The 15,531-nt window shown below is 74.5% G+C and carries 13 protein-coding genes and 1 pseudogene; 7 read left to right on the top strand and 7 right to left on the bottom strand.

Annotated elements, in window-relative coordinates; translation table 11 throughout:
* Window positions 1-18: 18 nt before the first annotated feature.
* The gene (locus BOQ63_RS10325) at window positions 19-1,368 is read right to left on the bottom strand and encodes a cytochrome P450 (protein WP_050366389.1); all 1,350 of its coding nucleotides are present in this window, start codon (window positions 1,366-1,368) and stop codon (window positions 19-21) included.
* Window positions 1,369-1,639: 271 nt separating this feature from the next.
* Between BOQ63_RS10325 and BOQ63_RS10320 the strand changes: the two genes are divergently transcribed.
* A complete protein-coding gene (locus tag BOQ63_RS10320) occupies window positions 1,640-3,043 on the top strand; it encodes an amidase (RefSeq protein ID WP_030553539.1) in 1,404 nt (467 codons plus the stop codon).
* A 16-nt stretch (window positions 3,044-3,059) separates the two neighbouring features.
* Here BOQ63_RS10320 and BOQ63_RS10315 read toward each other — a convergent pair whose 3' ends face one another.
* Complete coding sequence (locus BOQ63_RS10315; protein ID WP_223885890.1) at window positions 3,060-4,997, bottom strand: FUSC family protein; 1,938 nt, start codon at window positions 4,995-4,997, stop codon at window positions 3,060-3,062.
* 512 nt (window positions 4,998-5,509) lie between these two features.
* On the opposite strand from BOQ63_RS10315, the gene BOQ63_RS10310 reads away from it, so the two are divergent.
* The 5 genes and pseudogenes from BOQ63_RS10310 to BOQ63_RS10290 all read left to right on the top strand — a co-directional run bounded on the left by BOQ63_RS10310 (window position 5,510) and on the right by BOQ63_RS10290 (window position 11,193).
* Window positions 5,510-6,568, top strand: coding sequence for a phytanoyl-CoA dioxygenase family protein (locus BOQ63_RS10310; RefSeq protein ID WP_030553536.1), 1,059 nt, complete (start codon window positions 5,510-5,512; stop codon window positions 6,566-6,568).
* Window positions 6,568-7,881, top strand: a complete 1,314-nt coding sequence (locus BOQ63_RS10305) for a DUF6271 family protein (RefSeq protein WP_030598034.1) — start codon at window positions 6,568-6,570, stop codon at window positions 7,879-7,881. Before BOQ63_RS10310 ends, BOQ63_RS10305 begins: the two co-directional genes overlap by 1 nt.
* A gap of 365 nt (window positions 7,882-8,246) precedes the next feature.
* Window positions 8,247-9,419, top strand: a complete 1,173-nt coding sequence (locus BOQ63_RS10300; protein WP_030283333.1) for a type III PLP-dependent enzyme — start codon at window positions 8,247-8,249, stop codon at window positions 9,417-9,419.
* Window positions 9,416-9,805, top strand: a pseudogene (locus tag BOQ63_RS10295) (GNAT family N-acetyltransferase); the annotation flags it as partial. The gene BOQ63_RS10300 and the pseudogene BOQ63_RS10295, both read left to right, overlap by 4 nt.
* A 41-nt stretch (window positions 9,806-9,846) precedes the next feature.
* Window positions 9,847-11,193 carry an MFS transporter gene (locus BOQ63_RS10290; RefSeq protein ID WP_454131076.1) on the top strand — a complete coding sequence of 449 codons (1,347 nt, stop codon included), beginning with the start codon at window positions 9,847-9,849 and terminating at the stop codon, window positions 11,191-11,193.
* A gap of 70 nt (window positions 11,194-11,263) precedes the next feature.
* Here BOQ63_RS10290 and BOQ63_RS10285 read toward each other — a convergent pair whose 3' ends face one another.
* A complete protein-coding gene (locus BOQ63_RS10285; RefSeq protein ID WP_030283339.1) occupies window positions 11,264-11,659 on the bottom strand; it encodes a MerR family transcriptional regulator in 396 nt (131 codons plus the stop codon).
* A gap of 16 nt (window positions 11,660-11,675) precedes the next feature.
* On the bottom strand, window positions 11,676-12,695 hold the full coding sequence (locus BOQ63_RS10280; RefSeq protein WP_150475795.1) for an MDR family NADP-dependent oxidoreductase: 1,020 nt from the start codon (window positions 12,693-12,695) through the stop codon (window positions 11,676-11,678).
* Between the two features lie 197 nt (window positions 12,696-12,892).
* On the opposite strand from BOQ63_RS10280, the gene BOQ63_RS10275 reads away from it, so the two are divergent.
* The gene (locus BOQ63_RS10275; RefSeq protein WP_030283344.1) at window positions 12,893-13,633 is read left to right on the top strand and encodes a PIG-L deacetylase family protein; all 741 of its coding nucleotides are present in this window, start codon (window positions 12,893-12,895) and stop codon (window positions 13,631-13,633) included.
* Here BOQ63_RS10275 and BOQ63_RS10270 read toward each other — a convergent pair.
* The 3 genes from BOQ63_RS10270 to BOQ63_RS10260 form a co-directional block, all read right to left on the bottom strand.
* Window positions 13,630-14,352, bottom strand: a complete 723-nt coding sequence (locus BOQ63_RS10270; RefSeq protein WP_150475794.1) for a DedA family protein — start codon at window positions 14,350-14,352, stop codon at window positions 13,630-13,632. The two genes, BOQ63_RS10275 and BOQ63_RS10270, sit on opposite strands and share 4 nt — an antisense overlap.
* 53 nt (window positions 14,353-14,405) lie before the next feature.
* The gene (locus tag BOQ63_RS10265) at window positions 14,406-14,600 is read right to left on the bottom strand and encodes a DUF1918 domain-containing protein (RefSeq protein ID WP_030283350.1); all 195 of its coding nucleotides are present in this window, start codon (window positions 14,598-14,600) and stop codon (window positions 14,406-14,408) included.
* A 123-nt stretch (window positions 14,601-14,723) separates the two neighbouring features.
* Entirely contained in the window at window positions 14,724-15,395 is a 672-nt protein-coding gene (locus tag BOQ63_RS10260; protein WP_030553527.1) for a TetR/AcrR family transcriptional regulator, read from the bottom strand.
* Window positions 15,396-15,531: the final 136 nt, after the last annotated feature.

The raw sequence follows: 15,531 nt of genomic DNA, 5'->3' as shown, positions 1-15,531 counted from the left end.
ACCGGAGCGGTGCGTCCGTCAGCGGATGCGGCGGTTGAGCGTCGCCGTGAAGGAGCGGGGGGACAGCGAGGAGCTGCGGTGCGGGCGGATGGGGCGGCCGCGGGTGGGGGTGACGGTCCAGCGGGCCGCGATGGTGGCGAGGGCGAGGGCGGCCTCGGTGGTGCCGAAGGCCTCACCGATACAGCGGCGGGCGCCGAGGCCGAAGGGGGTGTAGGTGCCGGGGGCGGGGCGGGCGGTGGTGAGCCAGCGGTCGGGGTCGAAGCGGTCGGGGCAGGGGAAGAGGTCGGCGCGGCGGTGCAGCAGGTAGGGGCTGTAGAGGACGGTGGCGCCGGCCGGGAGGCGGTGGCCGCCGAGTTCGGTGTCGGCGGTGACGGTGCGGCTGAGGATCCAGGCGGGCGGGTAGAGCCGGAGGGTCTCGTTGACGATCCTGGCGGTGAGTGGCAGGGCGGGCAGGTCCTCGTGGCGGGCGGGGCGGCCGTCGAGGACGGTGTCGAGTTCGGTGTGCAGGCGCTCGCGGACGGCGGGGTTGGCGGCGAGCAGGGTCCAGGCCCAGGAGAGGGTGGCGGCGCTGGTCTCCATGCCGGCCAGCAGGAAGGTGACCACCTGGTCGTGGATCTCGCCGTCGGACAGGCCCCGCCCGTGCTCGTCGCGGGCGCTGAGCAGTACGGAGAGCAGGTCCTGGTGGTCGGTGCCGGCCGCGCGGTAGTCGGCGATCAGGAGCCGGGTGATCTCCCGCAGGTTCTGCCGGGCGCGTTCGAAGCGGCGGTTGCCGGGGGTGGGGATCCGGTCGGCGCCGGGCAGCGGCAGCATCATCCGGCGGGCGACGCCGCGGGTGACCACGTCCATGGAGTCGTGGACGGGCAGGGTGCCGGCCCGCTCGTGCGCGGCGAACAGGCAGCGGGCGGTGACGGCGGTGCTGAGGCGGTACATCGCGGCGGGCACGTCGACCACGTCGCCGTCGCGCCAGCGGGCGGTGGCGCCGGCGATCTCCTCGGCCATCATGGCGGCGTAGCCGGGCAGCCGGTCGCGGTGGAACGCGGGCTGGAGCATCCGGCGCTGGCGCCGGTGGGCACGTGCGGGGCAGGTGGCGAGGCCGTTGCCGAAGGCCTCGCGGGCCTTCTCGATGATGATGCCGCCCTTGTCGTAGGTGCGGTCCTCGGTGAGCAGCCGGCGCACCAGGTCGGGGTGGCAGGCGACGTAGGCGTCGAGCGGGCCGAGCCGCAGCCGGACCAGGTCGCCGTGGGCGGCGAGGCCGGCCACGAAGTCCAGCGGGCTGCGGATGAAGGCGGGGGCGTGACCGAGGAGGGGGAGCGCGCCGGGCGCGGTGACCGAGGTGTACTGGGCGGTCGGGTGGTACTGGGTGGTCACGGGCGTCACCTCTGGGAGGGCCGGTTCATCGGGCGATCGTGATCTTTCCCGGCGCCCGGCGGCGAAACGGTCCGTGCCCGGCGGGTGGGGTGAACGCGGGGGCGCGTGCCGAACGCCCGTGCGCCGTCCTCGGTCTGACGGCTCGCCCGGGGCCGCCCGGCGCAGGGGTTTCCGGGGGCGGTGCCGCGCGCCTACACTGCGAAGCTCCGTGCGATTACCGGCCGGTATACCTGCCGGTACGGCTACTTGGTGCTACCGGTTGGGAGTTGGGATGGCCGACGAGCGGGTCCACGCGTTCACCGACGACGCCCTCGGCGCGCACGACGCGGTGGCGCTGGCCGCCCTGGTCCGCTCCGGCGAGGTCAGCCCCCGGGAGCTGGTCGCGGCCGCCGTCGCCCGCGCCGGGCGGATCGACGGAGCGCTGCTGCCCGTCGCCCACGCCTCCTACGACCGGCCCCGGATCAGCCGCGAGGGCATCGGCGGACCGCTCTGGGGCGTGCCGACCTACCTCAAGGACAACGTCGACCTGCGCGGCCTGCCCACCGGCATGGGCAGCGAGGCCTTCCGCGCCCGCCCGGCCCGCCGCAACGCCCGCTTCACCGACCAACTGCTGTCCACCGGCCTGGCGGTGCTCGGCAAGACCCGGCTGCCCGAGTTCGGACTGAACGCCTCCACCGAGTTCGCCACCGCCCAGCCGGTGCGCAACCCCTGGAAGACCTCGCACTCGCCCGGCGCCTCCTCGGGCGGCGCGGCCGCCCTGGTGGCGGCCGGCGTGGTGCCGATCGCCCACGCCAACGACGGCGGCGGGTCGATCCGCATCCCGGCGGCCTGCTGCGGCCTGGTCGGCCTCAAGCCCACCCGCGGCCGGCTGGTGACCAACGCCCAGGGCGGCAAGCTGCCGATCGACCTGGTCACCGACGGGGTGGTGACCCGCTCGGTGCGCGACACCGCCGCCTTCTTCGCCGCCGCCGAACGCCACCACCGAAACCCGAAGCTGCCCCCGCTCGGCCTGGTCGAGGGCCCCGGGGAACGCCGGCTGCGGATCGGACTGGTCGTCGACTCGCCGACCGCCAAGACCGACGAGGCGACCCGCCGGGCCGTCGAGGAGACCGCCGCCCGGCTCGAGGCGATGGGCCACCGGGTCGTGCCCACCACCCTGCCGTTCGGCGAGGAGTTCTCCCGGGACTTCCTCGCGTACTGGGGCTACATCGCCTGGGTGATCGCGCTCACCGGCCGGCTGGTGCTCGACCCCGGCTTCCGGGCCGGCAAGCTGGACGGGCTGACCACCGGGCTGCGCCGCAGCTTCCAGGCCGAGTTCCGGCGCACCCCGGGCGTGCTGCGGCGGCTGCGCCGGACCGAGGCGGTGTACGCGGGGATCTTCCGCGAGCACGACGCGATCCTCTCCCCGGTGCTCGCCCACACCGCCCCGCCGATCGGGCACCTCAGCCCGAACGTCGCCTTCGACGAGCTGGTCGATCGGCTGCTGCGCTACGTCGCCTTCACCCCGGTCAACAACGTGACCGGCGGCCCGGGCATCTCCCTGCCCGCCGGCGCGGCGCCGAGCGGGCTGCCGATCGGGGTGCACCTGTCGGCCGCGCACGGGCAGGAGCGGGTGCTGCTGGAGCTGGCCTACGCGCTGGAGGCGGACCGGCCCTGGCGGCGGATCCAGGACTGACCCCCGGGCACCGCCGTCACGGGTAGGCCACCGACCGGGCCGCGTGCACCTCGTGACGCAGCCGGGCCAGCGCGCAGTCGGGCGCCGGCGCGTCCGGGTCGGCCCCGGGCGGCGGGGCACCGGTCCGCAGCGCCTCGGCCAGGTCGGTCAGCTCCCGGGTGACGGCGCGGACCGCGGCCTCGGTCGGCGCCGGCGCGCCGTGCTCGATCCGCACCCGGGTCGCGGTGGTGGTGTCCACGATCCGCTCCACCGCGATCACCAGCGGCCACCAGGCCTCGGCCCGGGCGCCGACCGGCGGCGGCTCGGTGAGCGCCCGCTGGAACTCGCTTCGCACCGCCGAGAGGTCGCGGTAGAGCCGCCGCCGGTAGCGGGCGCGGGCCGGCTCGTCCCGCCCCGGCCCGGTGGTGAAGGCCAGTGACACGTAGGAGGCGGTGTCCTGGACGGCGTCGGCCAGCCGGTCGCCGATCCGGGTGTGCCAGGACTCCGGCCACAGCAGGTAGCCGGCCAGCAGGGCGATGCCGCAGCCGATCAGCGAGTCGTAGAGCCGGGGCAGCACCAGGTGGAAGCCCTGGTGGTTGAGCAGGTCGGAGAGCATCAGGATGACCGGGGTGATGGCCGCGGTCTGGAAGGCGTACCCCTTGGCGGAGAGCACCGGGATGAGCGTGGCGAGCACCGCCATCACGGGCACGTCCCACCAGCCGTGCGGCACCTCGGCCAGCACCGGCATGGCGATCAGCAGCCCGGCGGCGGTGCCCAGCGCGCGCAGCACCGCCCGGGAGAACACCGAGCCGAAGTCCGGTTTCAGCACGAAGGTGACGGTCAGCGTCACCCAGTAGGAGCGCGGGACGGCGATCGCCGAGACCAGCACCTGGGCCAGCCCGATGCACAGCGCCAGCCGCAGCCCGTACCGCCAGGAGGCGCCGGACAGCAGCAGCGCGCGGGCCGCCCGGCGGGTCCGGACCTCCAGGCCGGCGGGTCGGCCGAGCCGGTCGTCGGCGGTGTACGGGTCGGGCGAGGCCTCGTTCACGACGTCGGCGGCGTGCCCGATCGCCTCGGCCAGCGCGCGGGTGGAGGGGCCGCGCGGCTCGGGCAGCCCGGGCGGCGGGGCCGGGCCGGTGCGGCCCCGCTCGACGGCCTCGGCCAGCTCGCGCACGGCGGCCGGGTAGGCGGGCGACAGCGGACCGTACCCGGGCGGGCGCAGGTGGGCCGCGGCCGCCCCCTCGACCACCGGGATCAACGCGTTGAGCTGGGCGAGCAGGCGCACCAGGGTGGCGGAGCGGCCGTGCCGGCGGGCGCGGCGGGCGAGCAGCAGGTCGTAGGAGTGGTTGAGCGACTGGGTGAGCGCGCGGCGCCGGTCCTCGTAGCCCGGTGATCCGGTGGCCTCCAGCAGCCCGGCGACCGCCCGGTAGGTGTCGGCGACCACGGCGCGCTCGGGGGTGGCGCCGCGCAGCGGCCAGGCGAGCAGGGTGAGGGCGAGGACGAGCAGGCCGCCGAGCAGCAGCAGGGCGGGTGGCAGCCACCAGGGGGAGGGCAGCGGCAGGCCGGCCCCGACCACGGCGTTGAGCAGCAGGAGCAGACCCGAGACGGAGGAGACCGCGCCGATCGAGGAGATCATCCCGGAGACCAGCGCGACCGCCGTCAGCGCGAGGACCGCCGTCCAGCCGGAGCCGTACACCTGGGTGCCGACCAGCACCCCGAGGGCGCCGAGCAGCTGCGGCACGGCGATGTTGAACACCCGCATCCGGTAGGCGTCGGCGGAGTCCCCGATCACCCCGGACAGCGCGCCCATCGACACCAGCGCGCCGTAGCCGGTCCGGCCGGTGGCGGTGCCGACGGCGAGCGGGGCGGCGAGCGCCACCGAGGCGCGGGCCGCCGCGGCCCAGGGGATCGGCGCGTCCCGGGGCCGCAGGCTCTCGGTCAGCCAGCCGGGCGGGGCCAGTCGGGTGCGTGCCACAGTCCCAACGTACGGCGGGCGGGCGGCGGTGGCCCGGTGCGGGCGCGGCCCGCTGCGGCCCCGGGTGTGGTCGTGGCCGGGTGTAACGGACGGGGAGCCGCCGGGGGTTCATCCTCTTCGCATTTGTGTCAATTACCGAAACGTACCCGGCCTTATGTCAGTCTCCGAAACATAAAGCGAGGCTCCGGAGGCGCTGTGAACTGCGCGGATTTCCCAATCGGCAACCCGCGGGAAAGGGTTGACACCATTAGTTGGTCTAGTCCAACGTATGGAGAGCGCGGTCCGGCGAAGACTGATGCGGGGTGAGTGCCCCTGCCGGACGGGCGAGTTGGCCCCCTGACGTGGCGCTGTGCGCTGCTCGGGGGCCGAGGCGACAAGGAGCGCATGCGGACGGTCGTCCCGTCCGCGCCCCGGATTCCCCTTCCGGCCGCTGCCAGGCCGTCGGCTCGCCGTGCCCGCGACGGGCGTCCGAGGACGCGCTGCATCGACCACGAACCACGGAGTGACCGCCCATGCCGAGCCCTGACGAACACCCAGAGGAATATCTGTACCGGGCCGCCTCCGAGCGCCCCTACTTCAGCGCCGACACGGAGAGCTACCTCGCCCGGACCGCCCTGCGCGAACTGCGCAAGAAGCTCCCGCTGCGGGTGCTCTCCGAGGAGGACTTCGCGTACTGGCAGACCTACGGCTACGTCGTGGTGGAGCAGGCGATCCCGGCCGACGCCGCGCGGCGACTGCTCGACTTCACCTGGGAGTTCCAGGGCCTGTCGCCCGACCGCCCGCAGGACTGGTACCGCGCGCGCGAGTACCGCGACGAACTCGACCGACACCTGCACATCTACGGCTTCGTCGAGGCCTACCACCACCAGCTCATCTGGGACAGCCGCCAGGCGCAGCGCGTCTACGACGCCTTCGTCGACGTGTGGGACTGCGAGGAGCTGTGGGTTACCCTCGACCGGCTCAACCTCAACCCGCCGAACGTGCGCAACCGCGACCGCGCCCTCATCGAACCCACCGACAAGGGCTTCGACATCGAACTGCACTGGGACGTCGACACCACCCGGGGCATGCTGCCGCAGCGCGTCCAGGGCATCATCGCGCTCAACGACACCGCCCCCGACCACGGCGGCTTCCAGTGCAACCCGGAGCTGTTCCGCCGCTTCAACGAGTGGCAGGCCGCCCAGCCCGCCGACCGCGACCCGATCCGCCCGGCCGTCGACCGCGCCGAGTTCCCGGTGGTCCGACCCGAGTTGAAGGCCGGTGACCTGCTGATCTGGAACGGGCTGCTCGCCCACGGCGTCGCCCCCAACACCTCGGAGGACGGCGTGCGTTCGGTGCAGTACCTGTCCATGATGCCCGCCCTGGAGGAGGCCGAGCCGCTGCGCCGCTCCCGGGTCGAGTCCTGGCGCACCCTCGCCACCCCGGACTGGAACCGCACCCTGGTCGGGGACGCCGACCGGCCCGAGGCGCTGCGCTACGGACGGGCCGAACTGACCGAACTCGGCGAGAAGCTGCTCGGCCTGCGGTCCTGGACCGGGCAGGGCTTCGAGCAGCCTGCGGGGGAGCGGTAGTGCGCGCCGTCTGCCTGGCCCTGCCCACCAACCGCGAGTGCGCGGACACCGTCACCGCGGTCGGCGCCGAAGCCGCCCACGCCGCCCGGCGGTTCGGCGTCCGGGTGCACCTGCTGGTGCTCGACTCCGCCGACCCGGCGGCGCGCGCCCGGCACGCCGCCGCTGCCGCCGCGCTGCCGCCCGTCGAGGGCGTGGTCGTCCACCACCTGGACGAGGACGCCCAACGCGCCTTCCTGCGCGGGGCGATCGAGCGCTCCGGCCTCCCCGGACCGGACAGGCTGCTCGACCTGATGCTGCCCGACGCCGTCTCCTACGGCGCCTGCACCAACCGGGCCTTCCTGCTGGCCGCCGCGCTCGGCTGCACCTCGGTGCACCGCCGCGACTCCGACAGCCGCTACCAGTGGCACGACGGCGCGCCGGTGTTCCCGATCGAGCACGAACTCGCCACCATCGGGCTCAAGGCCGCCGACGCGGCCGCCGCCGTCACCGAGCACACCCTCGACCCGGCGCACGCCGACAAGCCGGTCGCCCTGGTCGGGGCCTCCTTCATCGGCGAACTCTCCGTCGACCTCGGCGAGATCCGCGAACTCGACCCGGAGACCTACCACGACGTGGTGGCGCTCTGGGCGCCCACCGGGGCCACCGAGGAGGAACGCCGGGAACTCGTCGCCGAGTCCTTCACCGGCGCCGGCACCAAGCCCTTCACCGCCGACCGCGCCGTGCTCGACCGCCCCGACATCTGGCGGATCGACATGTGCAACATCGCCCTCGACCACGAGGTGTACGAGCGCGTCCCGCTGCCGCCCGCCACCGACACCATCGGCAGCGACTACTTCCTGCACCACCTGGTGCACGACGCCACCCTGCCCGGCGTCACCCACAACCGGCACATCGTCAACTACTACACGCCGGAACGGCGCACCGGCTCCGGCTTCACCGCCTACCAGGAGCGCTACGCCAAGTTCCTGCTCTCGATGCTCTACCTCCACCCGGTCTACGCCGACATGGAGCGGGCCGGCGACGCCCTGCTCGACGAGCACCACCACGTCCGCCCCGAGGCGATCGCCGACTCCGCCCGCCGCAGCGCCGCGACGGACCGCGCCGAGAACCACCGGCGGCTCGCCGAACTCGACCGCTGTTACCGGCGACTGGGCGGGAAGTACGCCGAGTTCGCCGACCACCTGGCGCCCGCGAGGGCGCGTCTGCTCGACGAGGCGCAGGCGGACATCGAGGACTTCGCCCTGCTGATCGACGCGTGGGGTCCGCTGGTGCGGGCGAGCAGGGCCACCCCCGCCGACCGGCTGCCGCGGTAGGGCGTGTCTTGCGGATCCTTGCCGGGGCCGCGACGCTCCCCCCAGCCTTCGGCCGGGGGGTACCCCCACCGCAGTGGCTCCGCCCCCAGCCTCCGGCCGGGAGGTACCCCCACCTCCGCCTTGCGATGCACGCACCCCAACGCCGCGGCCTGATCCGACAAGATCCACAAGACACGCCCTGCCGCACCGGGAGTTCACACGTGATACCCCAGACCACCGAACCGCGCCGTTCCACCGAACCGCGCCACCCCGCCGAGGAGCGCCGGCGGGCCGACCACGGGAGGGCGGGCCACCGCGCCCCGACCGCCCAGGTCGCCGGGCACGCGGACGCCGCGCCCCGCCCCGATCCGCACGACCGCACCGCCCTGCGCGCCGCGCTCGCCGCCGCCACCGAGGACACCGTCATCTACGACCTGGACGGCATCGGCCGCCAGTACGCCGCGCTGCGCGCCGAACTGCCCGACGTGGCCGTCCGGTTCGCGATGAAGGCCTGCCCGGTCGACGAGGTGCTCGACCACCTGGCCGGGCTCGGCTCCGGCTTCGACGCGGCCAGCCCCCAGGAGATCGCCCAGGCGCTGCGCACCGGGGTGGCCCCCGAACTGATCCACTACGGCAACACCGTCAAGTCCGACCGCAACATCGCCGAGGCCTACCGGATGGGCGTGCGCGACTTCGCCACCGACAGCCTGGAGGACGTCGCCGCGATCACCGAACACGCCCCCGGCTCCCGGGTGTTCTGCCGCGTCGCGACCACCGGCGAGGGCGCCCTGTGGGGCCTGAGCCACAAGTTCGGCTGCTCGCCCGAGGACGCGCTGCGGGTGCTCGGCGCGGCCCGCACCGCCGGGCTGGTGCCCTCCGGTCTGTCCGTCCACGTCGGCTCCCAGCAGATGACCGCCGAGGCCTGGACCGCGGCGATCGACTCGCTGGCCGCCGTCCTGGAAACGCTCAACTGGCGCGGCATCACCCCGACCCGGGTCAACCTCGGCGGCGGACTGCCCGCCCTGGGCGTGCTCGACCGGGGCGGACGCCCCCTCGAACCGCCGCTGGACAAGATGTTCACGGTGATCCGCGAAGGCATGGAACGGCTGCGCGCCGTCAACGCCGCCCCGCTGGAGTTCCTGCTCGAACCCGGCCGCCACCTGGTCGCCGACCACGGCGCGATCCGCGCCCACGTCGCCCGGCTCACCTCCCGCCACCAGCTCGACGGCACCCGCGCGGACTGGCTCTACCTGAGCTGCGGCAAGTTCAACGGCCTGTACGAGATGGACCAGCTGCAGTACCGGCTGGAGTTCCCCACCCACCCCGGCGGCCAGTTCGTCAACGCCGTGGTGGCCGGCCCGACCTGCGACAGCGACGACGCCTATGCCCAGGAGGACGGCCCGGTGCGCGTCCCGCACGCGATCGCCTCCGGCGACCCGGTGTGGATCCACTCCTGCGGCGCGTACGCCACCGCCTACGCCACCCGGGGGTTCAACGGCTTCCCGCCGCTGCCGTACACCTGCATCGGCGGCTCCGGCGACCGAGGAGCCGGCGCATGAGCGACACCCGGATCCGGCTGCTCCACGAGGACGACTGGCCGGACGTCATCGCGGCCGAGGAACGCGCCTACGCCCCCAGCGGCCTCTCCGAGGGCGGCGCGGCACTGCGCTCCCGGCACCGCGCCTCGCCGTCGACCTGCTTCGTGCTGGAGGACGCGGACGGCTTCTGCGGCTACCTGCTCGCCCTGCCGTACCCGCTGTTCCGCTGCCCGGACCTCAGCCGGGCCGAGGCCGACGGCGCCGGACGGGGGAGTAGCGGGATCGGCGGGAGTAGCGGGAGCAACCTGCACGCCCACGACCTGGTGATCGCCGAGCGGGCCCGCGGCCGCGGCCTCGCCGACCTGCTGCTGCTCCACCTGGAGGAGACCGGTCGGCAGGCCGGATACCGAACCCTCTCGCTGGTCGCCGTCCGCGGCTCGCAGGTGCTGTGGTCCCGGCTGGGCTACCGCGCCCGGCCCGAGATCGGGCTGCCCGCCAGCTACGGCACCGAGGCGGTCTACATGGCCAAGTCCCTGGCAGGCCCCTCGGCCGACACCGTCCCCTCCCCCTCCAGAGCCGAAGTGGGCTGATGCACATGTCCCGCGCACGCGACGAGTTCCGCCGCTCCCAACTGGCCATCGGCGCACTGTTCTTCGTCCTCGGGTTCCAGTACGCGACCTGGGTGTCCCGGGTGCCCGCGCTCAAGGCCCGGCTCGACCTGGGCGAGGCCCAGATCGGTCTGCTGCTGATGACCTGCGGGATCGGCGCGGCCGTGTCCTTCCCGCTGGTCGCGGTGCTGATGCGGCGGCTCGGCTCCCGCCTGCTCTCGGTGCTGTCCGCGCTCGCCCTGGGCGTGATCCTGATGGCACTGTCGGTGGTGCCCGACTACCCCGTCACCCTGCTGGTGCTGTTCTGCGACGGCGTCGCGGTGGGCTGCCTGAACGTCGCGATGAACGCCCAGGGCGCCGCGCTGGAGGCCCGCCACGGGCGCACCACCATGTCCAGGCTGCACGCCACCTTCAGCGCCGGATCGCTGCTGGCCGCCCTGCTGGCCTCCGGCGTCAACGCCTTCACCGGCACCCTCGCCGTCCACTTCGGGCTGGCCGCACTGCTGCTGGCCGTGCTGGTGGCGGCCGCCCGGCCCGGCCTGCTGGCCGACGCGCCGCCGGAAGCCGCCTCTCGGGAGGAGCGGAAGAAGGAACGCCGCGGCTTCGCGCTGCCCGCCGCGGCCACCCTCTGGATGGGCCTGGCGATGGTCTTCGGCACCGTCACCGAGGGCGCGATGAACGACTGGTCGGCGCTCTACCTCAAGGACGTGGTGCACGCCGGCGCCGGACTCGCCCCGATGGGCATCGCCGTGGTCTCGGTGATGATGGTCTGCGCCCGGATCTTCGCCGACGGCTGGCGCACCCGCTTCGGCGACGGCCGGATCGTCCGCACCGGCAGCCTGCTGGCCGGTCTCGGCCTCGCCCTGGCCCTGCTGGCGGGCGGCGTGGTGCCCACGCTGCTCGGCTTCGCCTGCGTCGGACTCGGCGTCGCCGCCGTCACCCCGTGCGTCTACGTCGCCGCCGCCCGCCAGGGCTCCGACGCGCTCTCCCTGGTCGCCGCCATGGGGACCACCGGCCTGCTGGCCGGCCCCGCCCTGATCGGCTTCATCGCCGGCGGCACCAGCCTGGTCTGGGGCATGGCCGCCGTCGCCGCCTCCGCCGCCGTCGTCTCCCTGTGCGCCACCCGCATCAGCTGGCCCCGCCCCCAGGCCGCCCCGGCTGCCCAGCTCACCCCCGAGACGGGCTGACCACCGCCGCTGCGGTGGCGCGCCGCAGGGAGCGGGTTCGAAGGCGGCCCTCGGGTCGGCTGACCACTCCTCAGTCCTCGTCCGGTTCGTCCGTGTCCCCCGTCGCGGCGAGCCGGGCGAGCTTGTTGCGCAGGGAGGTCAGCCGGGTGATCTCGGCGTCGAGGGCGGCGAGGCGGGCGGACACCACGGGGGCGAAGGTCTCGGGCCCGGAGTCCGCGGCGCAGCAGCGACGTGGCGGGTCCTCGTCCAGCAGGTCGAACCGGTGCGCCCGGCTGACCAGGTCGTCCACCGTCAGCCCCGCGGCCAGCAGTTGGCGGATGGCCCGGACCCTGGCGACCTCGCCGGGGCCGTACTCGCGCTGGCCGGAGGGGGTGCGGGTCGGCGGGGGCAGCAGGCCGCGCTGTTCGTAGAAGCGCAGGGCCCTGGGGGTGGTGCCCGCCGCGGCCGCCGCGTCGCCGATCCGCATCCCGCCTCCTCGGTGCTCAGAGCTCCACGACGGTCGCTCCGAAGGTGTCTCCGGTGAACAGCATGGCCAACGCGTGGGGCGCCCGATCGATGCCCGCGACCGAGGTCCAGGGGAAGGTGAGCTCCCCGGCGCGCAGCCAGCCGCCGAGGCGCTCGCGCCATTCGGCCTCCAGGTCGGGGTGGTCGGTGCCGGTGAAGCCGCGCAGGCTCAGGCCCAGCGTGCAGACCCGGAAGCTGTCGATGACGGCGGGCGCGTGGCCGCCCGGAGTCGCCGGGTCCAGCTGGCCGGCGAGGGCGCCGACCACGGCGATCCGGGCACCGCGCCGGGCCGCGTCCACGGCGGCGGTCAGCTGTTCGCCGCCGACCAGGTCCAGCACCACGTCGACGCCCTCCGGTGCGGCTTCGGCCAGCTGCTCGGCGAACGGGCGGCCGCCGGGTACCAGAACGGCGTCGTAGCCGAGTTCGGCGGTGAGCCGCTCGGCCTTGGCGGGCGAGCGGGTGGTGCCGATCACCCGGGCGGCGCCGAGCAGCCGGGCGATCCGCCCGGTCATGCTGCCGACCGCGCCCGCCGCGCCGGTCACCAGCACCACGTCCCCGGGCCGCAGCCCGGCGGTGCGGGTCAGTCCGCCGTACCCGGCCGAGGCGATCGACAGCAGCGCCACCGGATCAGGGAAGTCCGCCGGGACGGGCGTGAACCGGCCTGCGTCGGCGACCAGTTGGTCCCGCCAGCCGGACAGGTGGGTGACCAGGTCCCCGGCCCGCAGCGGCCCTCCGTCCGGGGCGGCCAACACCTCGCCGAGGGCGGGTCCGAACAGTGCGTCTCCGGGGGTGATGTGGGGAACGGGCAGGCCGACGCCACCGCCGCCGATCAGGGTGCGCAGGCCGGGGAAGGCCAGGAAGGCCCGGTTGCGGACCAGCACTTGGCCCGGTCCGGGCGCGGGCAGCGGTTCCTCGGCGACGGTGAAGTCCTCGGGAGTGGGCAAGCCGTCCGGTTGGGCGGCCAGCCGGACGACGCGGGCAGTGGTGGGCAGGGACATGGCGGTGCTCCTCGCGGAGGGGAGGGGGCGCGGCGGTCGGGCCGCCGCGGGACGCCCGGACGGTAACCCCTGACGCGTGCGTCAGGGGCAAGCGCTGCTGCCTCCGACGGTGTCTGACGGTGCGTGGGAGTTGGCGATCTCCTAGAGTCGCCTGCGGCACGACCAGCGCGACCGCGTGTGAGAGGGAAGAGAGCAGCATGACCGAGCAGGCCCCCGAGCCCTTCGAGCCCGTCGTCGAGGACTGGCAGACCGCGGTGGCGATCGTCGCCCACCCCGACGACATGGAGTACGGCGGCGCGGCGGCCGTCGCCCGCTGGACCGGCCAGGGCAAGACGGTGGTCTACGTGATGGTCACCAGCGGCGAGGCCGGTATCGACTCGATGGACCCGGAGGAGTGCCGACCGCTGCGCGAGGCCGAGCAGATCGCCTCGGCCCGCGTCGTCGGAGTGGAGACCGTCGAGTTCCTCGGCTACCCGGACGGCGTGGTCGAGTACGGGCTGCCGCTGCGCCGCGACATCGCCCGGGTGGTGCGCCGGCACCGCCCGGACATCGTGATCACCAGCAACTTCCGGGAGACCTACGGCGGGGTCTTCCTCAACCAGGCCGACCACATCGCCGTCGGCCGGGCCACCCTGGACGGCGTGCGCGACGCGGGGAACCGCTGGGTGTTCCGCGAGCTGCTGGACGAGGGTCACGAGCCCTGGAACGGTGTCCGGCAGATCTGGGCGGCGTCCTCGCCGGAGGCCCGGCACGCGGTGGACACCACCGGGACCTTCGACCTGGGCGTCGCCTCGCTGGAGGAGCACAAGGCCTACCTGGCCGGGCTGGGCGGCGCGATGGCGGACGCCCGGGAGTTCCTGGAGGGCTTCGGCCGGGGCGCGGGCACCCGGCTGGGGACGCGCTTCGCGGTGCCCTTCGAAGTGTTCCCGCTGCGTTAGGGACCGTCCTCGGACCCGTCGGACCCGTCGGACCCGTCGGACCCGTCGGACCCGGCTGAGGCGTCGGAGGCGTCAGTGCCCTCGTGGCGCCGGCGCCTCCGCCGGTAGCGCAGCACCTGCCGCAGCAGCAACGCGGCGACCAGCAGCCCGAGCCCGACCGCGAACCACAGCTGGTAGCGGATCGCCGTCCGGTACACCGTCCCGATGTTGGCGCCGGCGACGTACCCGAAGGTGCCCCAGACGGCCGTCCACAGCACGGCGCCGAGCAGGTTGAAGGGCGCGAAGCGGCGCCAGGGCATCCCGGTGGTCCCGGCGATGATGCCGTTGTACTGCCGCAGCCCGTCCACGAAGCGGGCGACGAGGACCACCTTGCCGCCGTGCCGGGCGAAGAAGCCGTCCGCGCGGTCCATCCGGGCCGGGGTGAGCAGCACGTAGCGGCCCCAGCGGTGGACGAAGGCGCGCCCGCCGGTGCGGCCGATCAGGTAGCCGATGCTGTTGCCGAGGGTGGCGGCCGCGGCCGCGATCAGCAGCACGGCGATGAAGTCGAGGTGTCCGGTGCCGGCGTACACGGAGGCGAGCACCAGGATGGTCTGCCCGGGCACCGGGACGCCGCAGTTGTCCAGCAGCACGAGCAGCGCCACCGCGAGGTACCCGTAGTGGTCCAGCAGTGGCGCGAGCCCGGCGAGCGCCCCGGGCAGCGGGGGCGGGGGTGCGGTCACCGCGCCTTATCACCTAGCAGTGATCGGCGGGCGCGGAGTGACGGAGGGGTCGGTCAGAGTCCCGCCTGGCGGGGTTCGATGTTGCAGTCGGGGCCGGGGTAGATCAGGCCCTCGTGGCCGTCCTCGAAGCGGACGACGTACGGCGGCTGGCCGTCGGTGCCGCGCACCTCGACGATCTCGCCCTTCTGGTCCACCATGCCCACTGCCCTGCTGTGGATGTGGAGCTGGTCACCTACCGCTGCGTGCATGATCGTGCTCCTCGGATCGCGGCGGCCGCCTCTACGGCCGTTCCGCTATCCACTCTGCTGCCGGGGCGCCGGGCACGCAACGGCTCGGGCGGGCGGGACGCGCCGGGCACCCGGGGCGGTGGCTCAGCCGGTGGGCAGCTGTTGCGCGAGGTAACCGCGCACCAGCCGTTTGCATTCGGTGATCAGCGCCGGATCGCCCTGCGGGTCCCCCCGGAAGGCCAGCTTGAGCACCGCGTCGGCCGCCTCCAGGGCGACCCGCAGGGCGAGGGTGGTGGCCGCCGGGTCGCCCGTCTCGAACAGCTCGCCGCCGAGCGCCTGCAGCCGCAGGGCGACGGCGGTGTTGTTGTCCACGCCCGCGTCGAGCAGGTGCGTCTCGTCCCGCACCCCGGCGGGCACGGCCGTACCGGCGAGGCCGAAGTCCACCTGCCCGAAGCCGGGCACCGCGCGCTTCATCGCGACGAACTCCTCCACCGCGAGGTCCGTGAAGCCGGCCGGGCCGAGCGGGGCGGACCCGGCGAGCCGGGCGTCCAGGCGCTGGAGGTAGTGGTCGAGGTTGCGGGTGGCGAGCGCGGCCAGCAGGTCCTCCTTGCCGGCGAAGAACTGGTACAGGGTGCCGATCGGTACCTGGGCGCGCTGGGCGACCTCCTTGGTGGTGAGCGCGGTCGCCCCGACCTCGTCCAGGAGCCCGGCGCAGGCGTCCAGGATGCGGCCGTACCGCTCCTGGCTGCGCTGTTGGACCGGCCGCCGCCGGGCCGGTCCGGGGCTGTGCTGGTGACTCCGGGCATCGACGCTCATGTCGCAACTCTGCCGCATCGGCTGTTCCGACGGCGAATCACCGGGGCGGGGGAGCGCCGGAGTTTCCGGTGGGCCGGGAATCGAGTGATGGCCGGAGCTGAACGGCACGGTGGCGGGAAGGTGTCCACGGGTTGGC

Source organism: Streptomyces viridifaciens (assembly GCF_001888885.2).
Classification (GTDB): domain Bacteria; phylum Actinomycetota; class Actinomycetes; order Streptomycetales; family Streptomycetaceae; genus Kitasatospora; species Kitasatospora aureofaciens.
The sequence above is the reverse complement of the archived record's forward strand: the minus strand, read 5'-3'. Positions and strand labels throughout refer to the sequence as shown.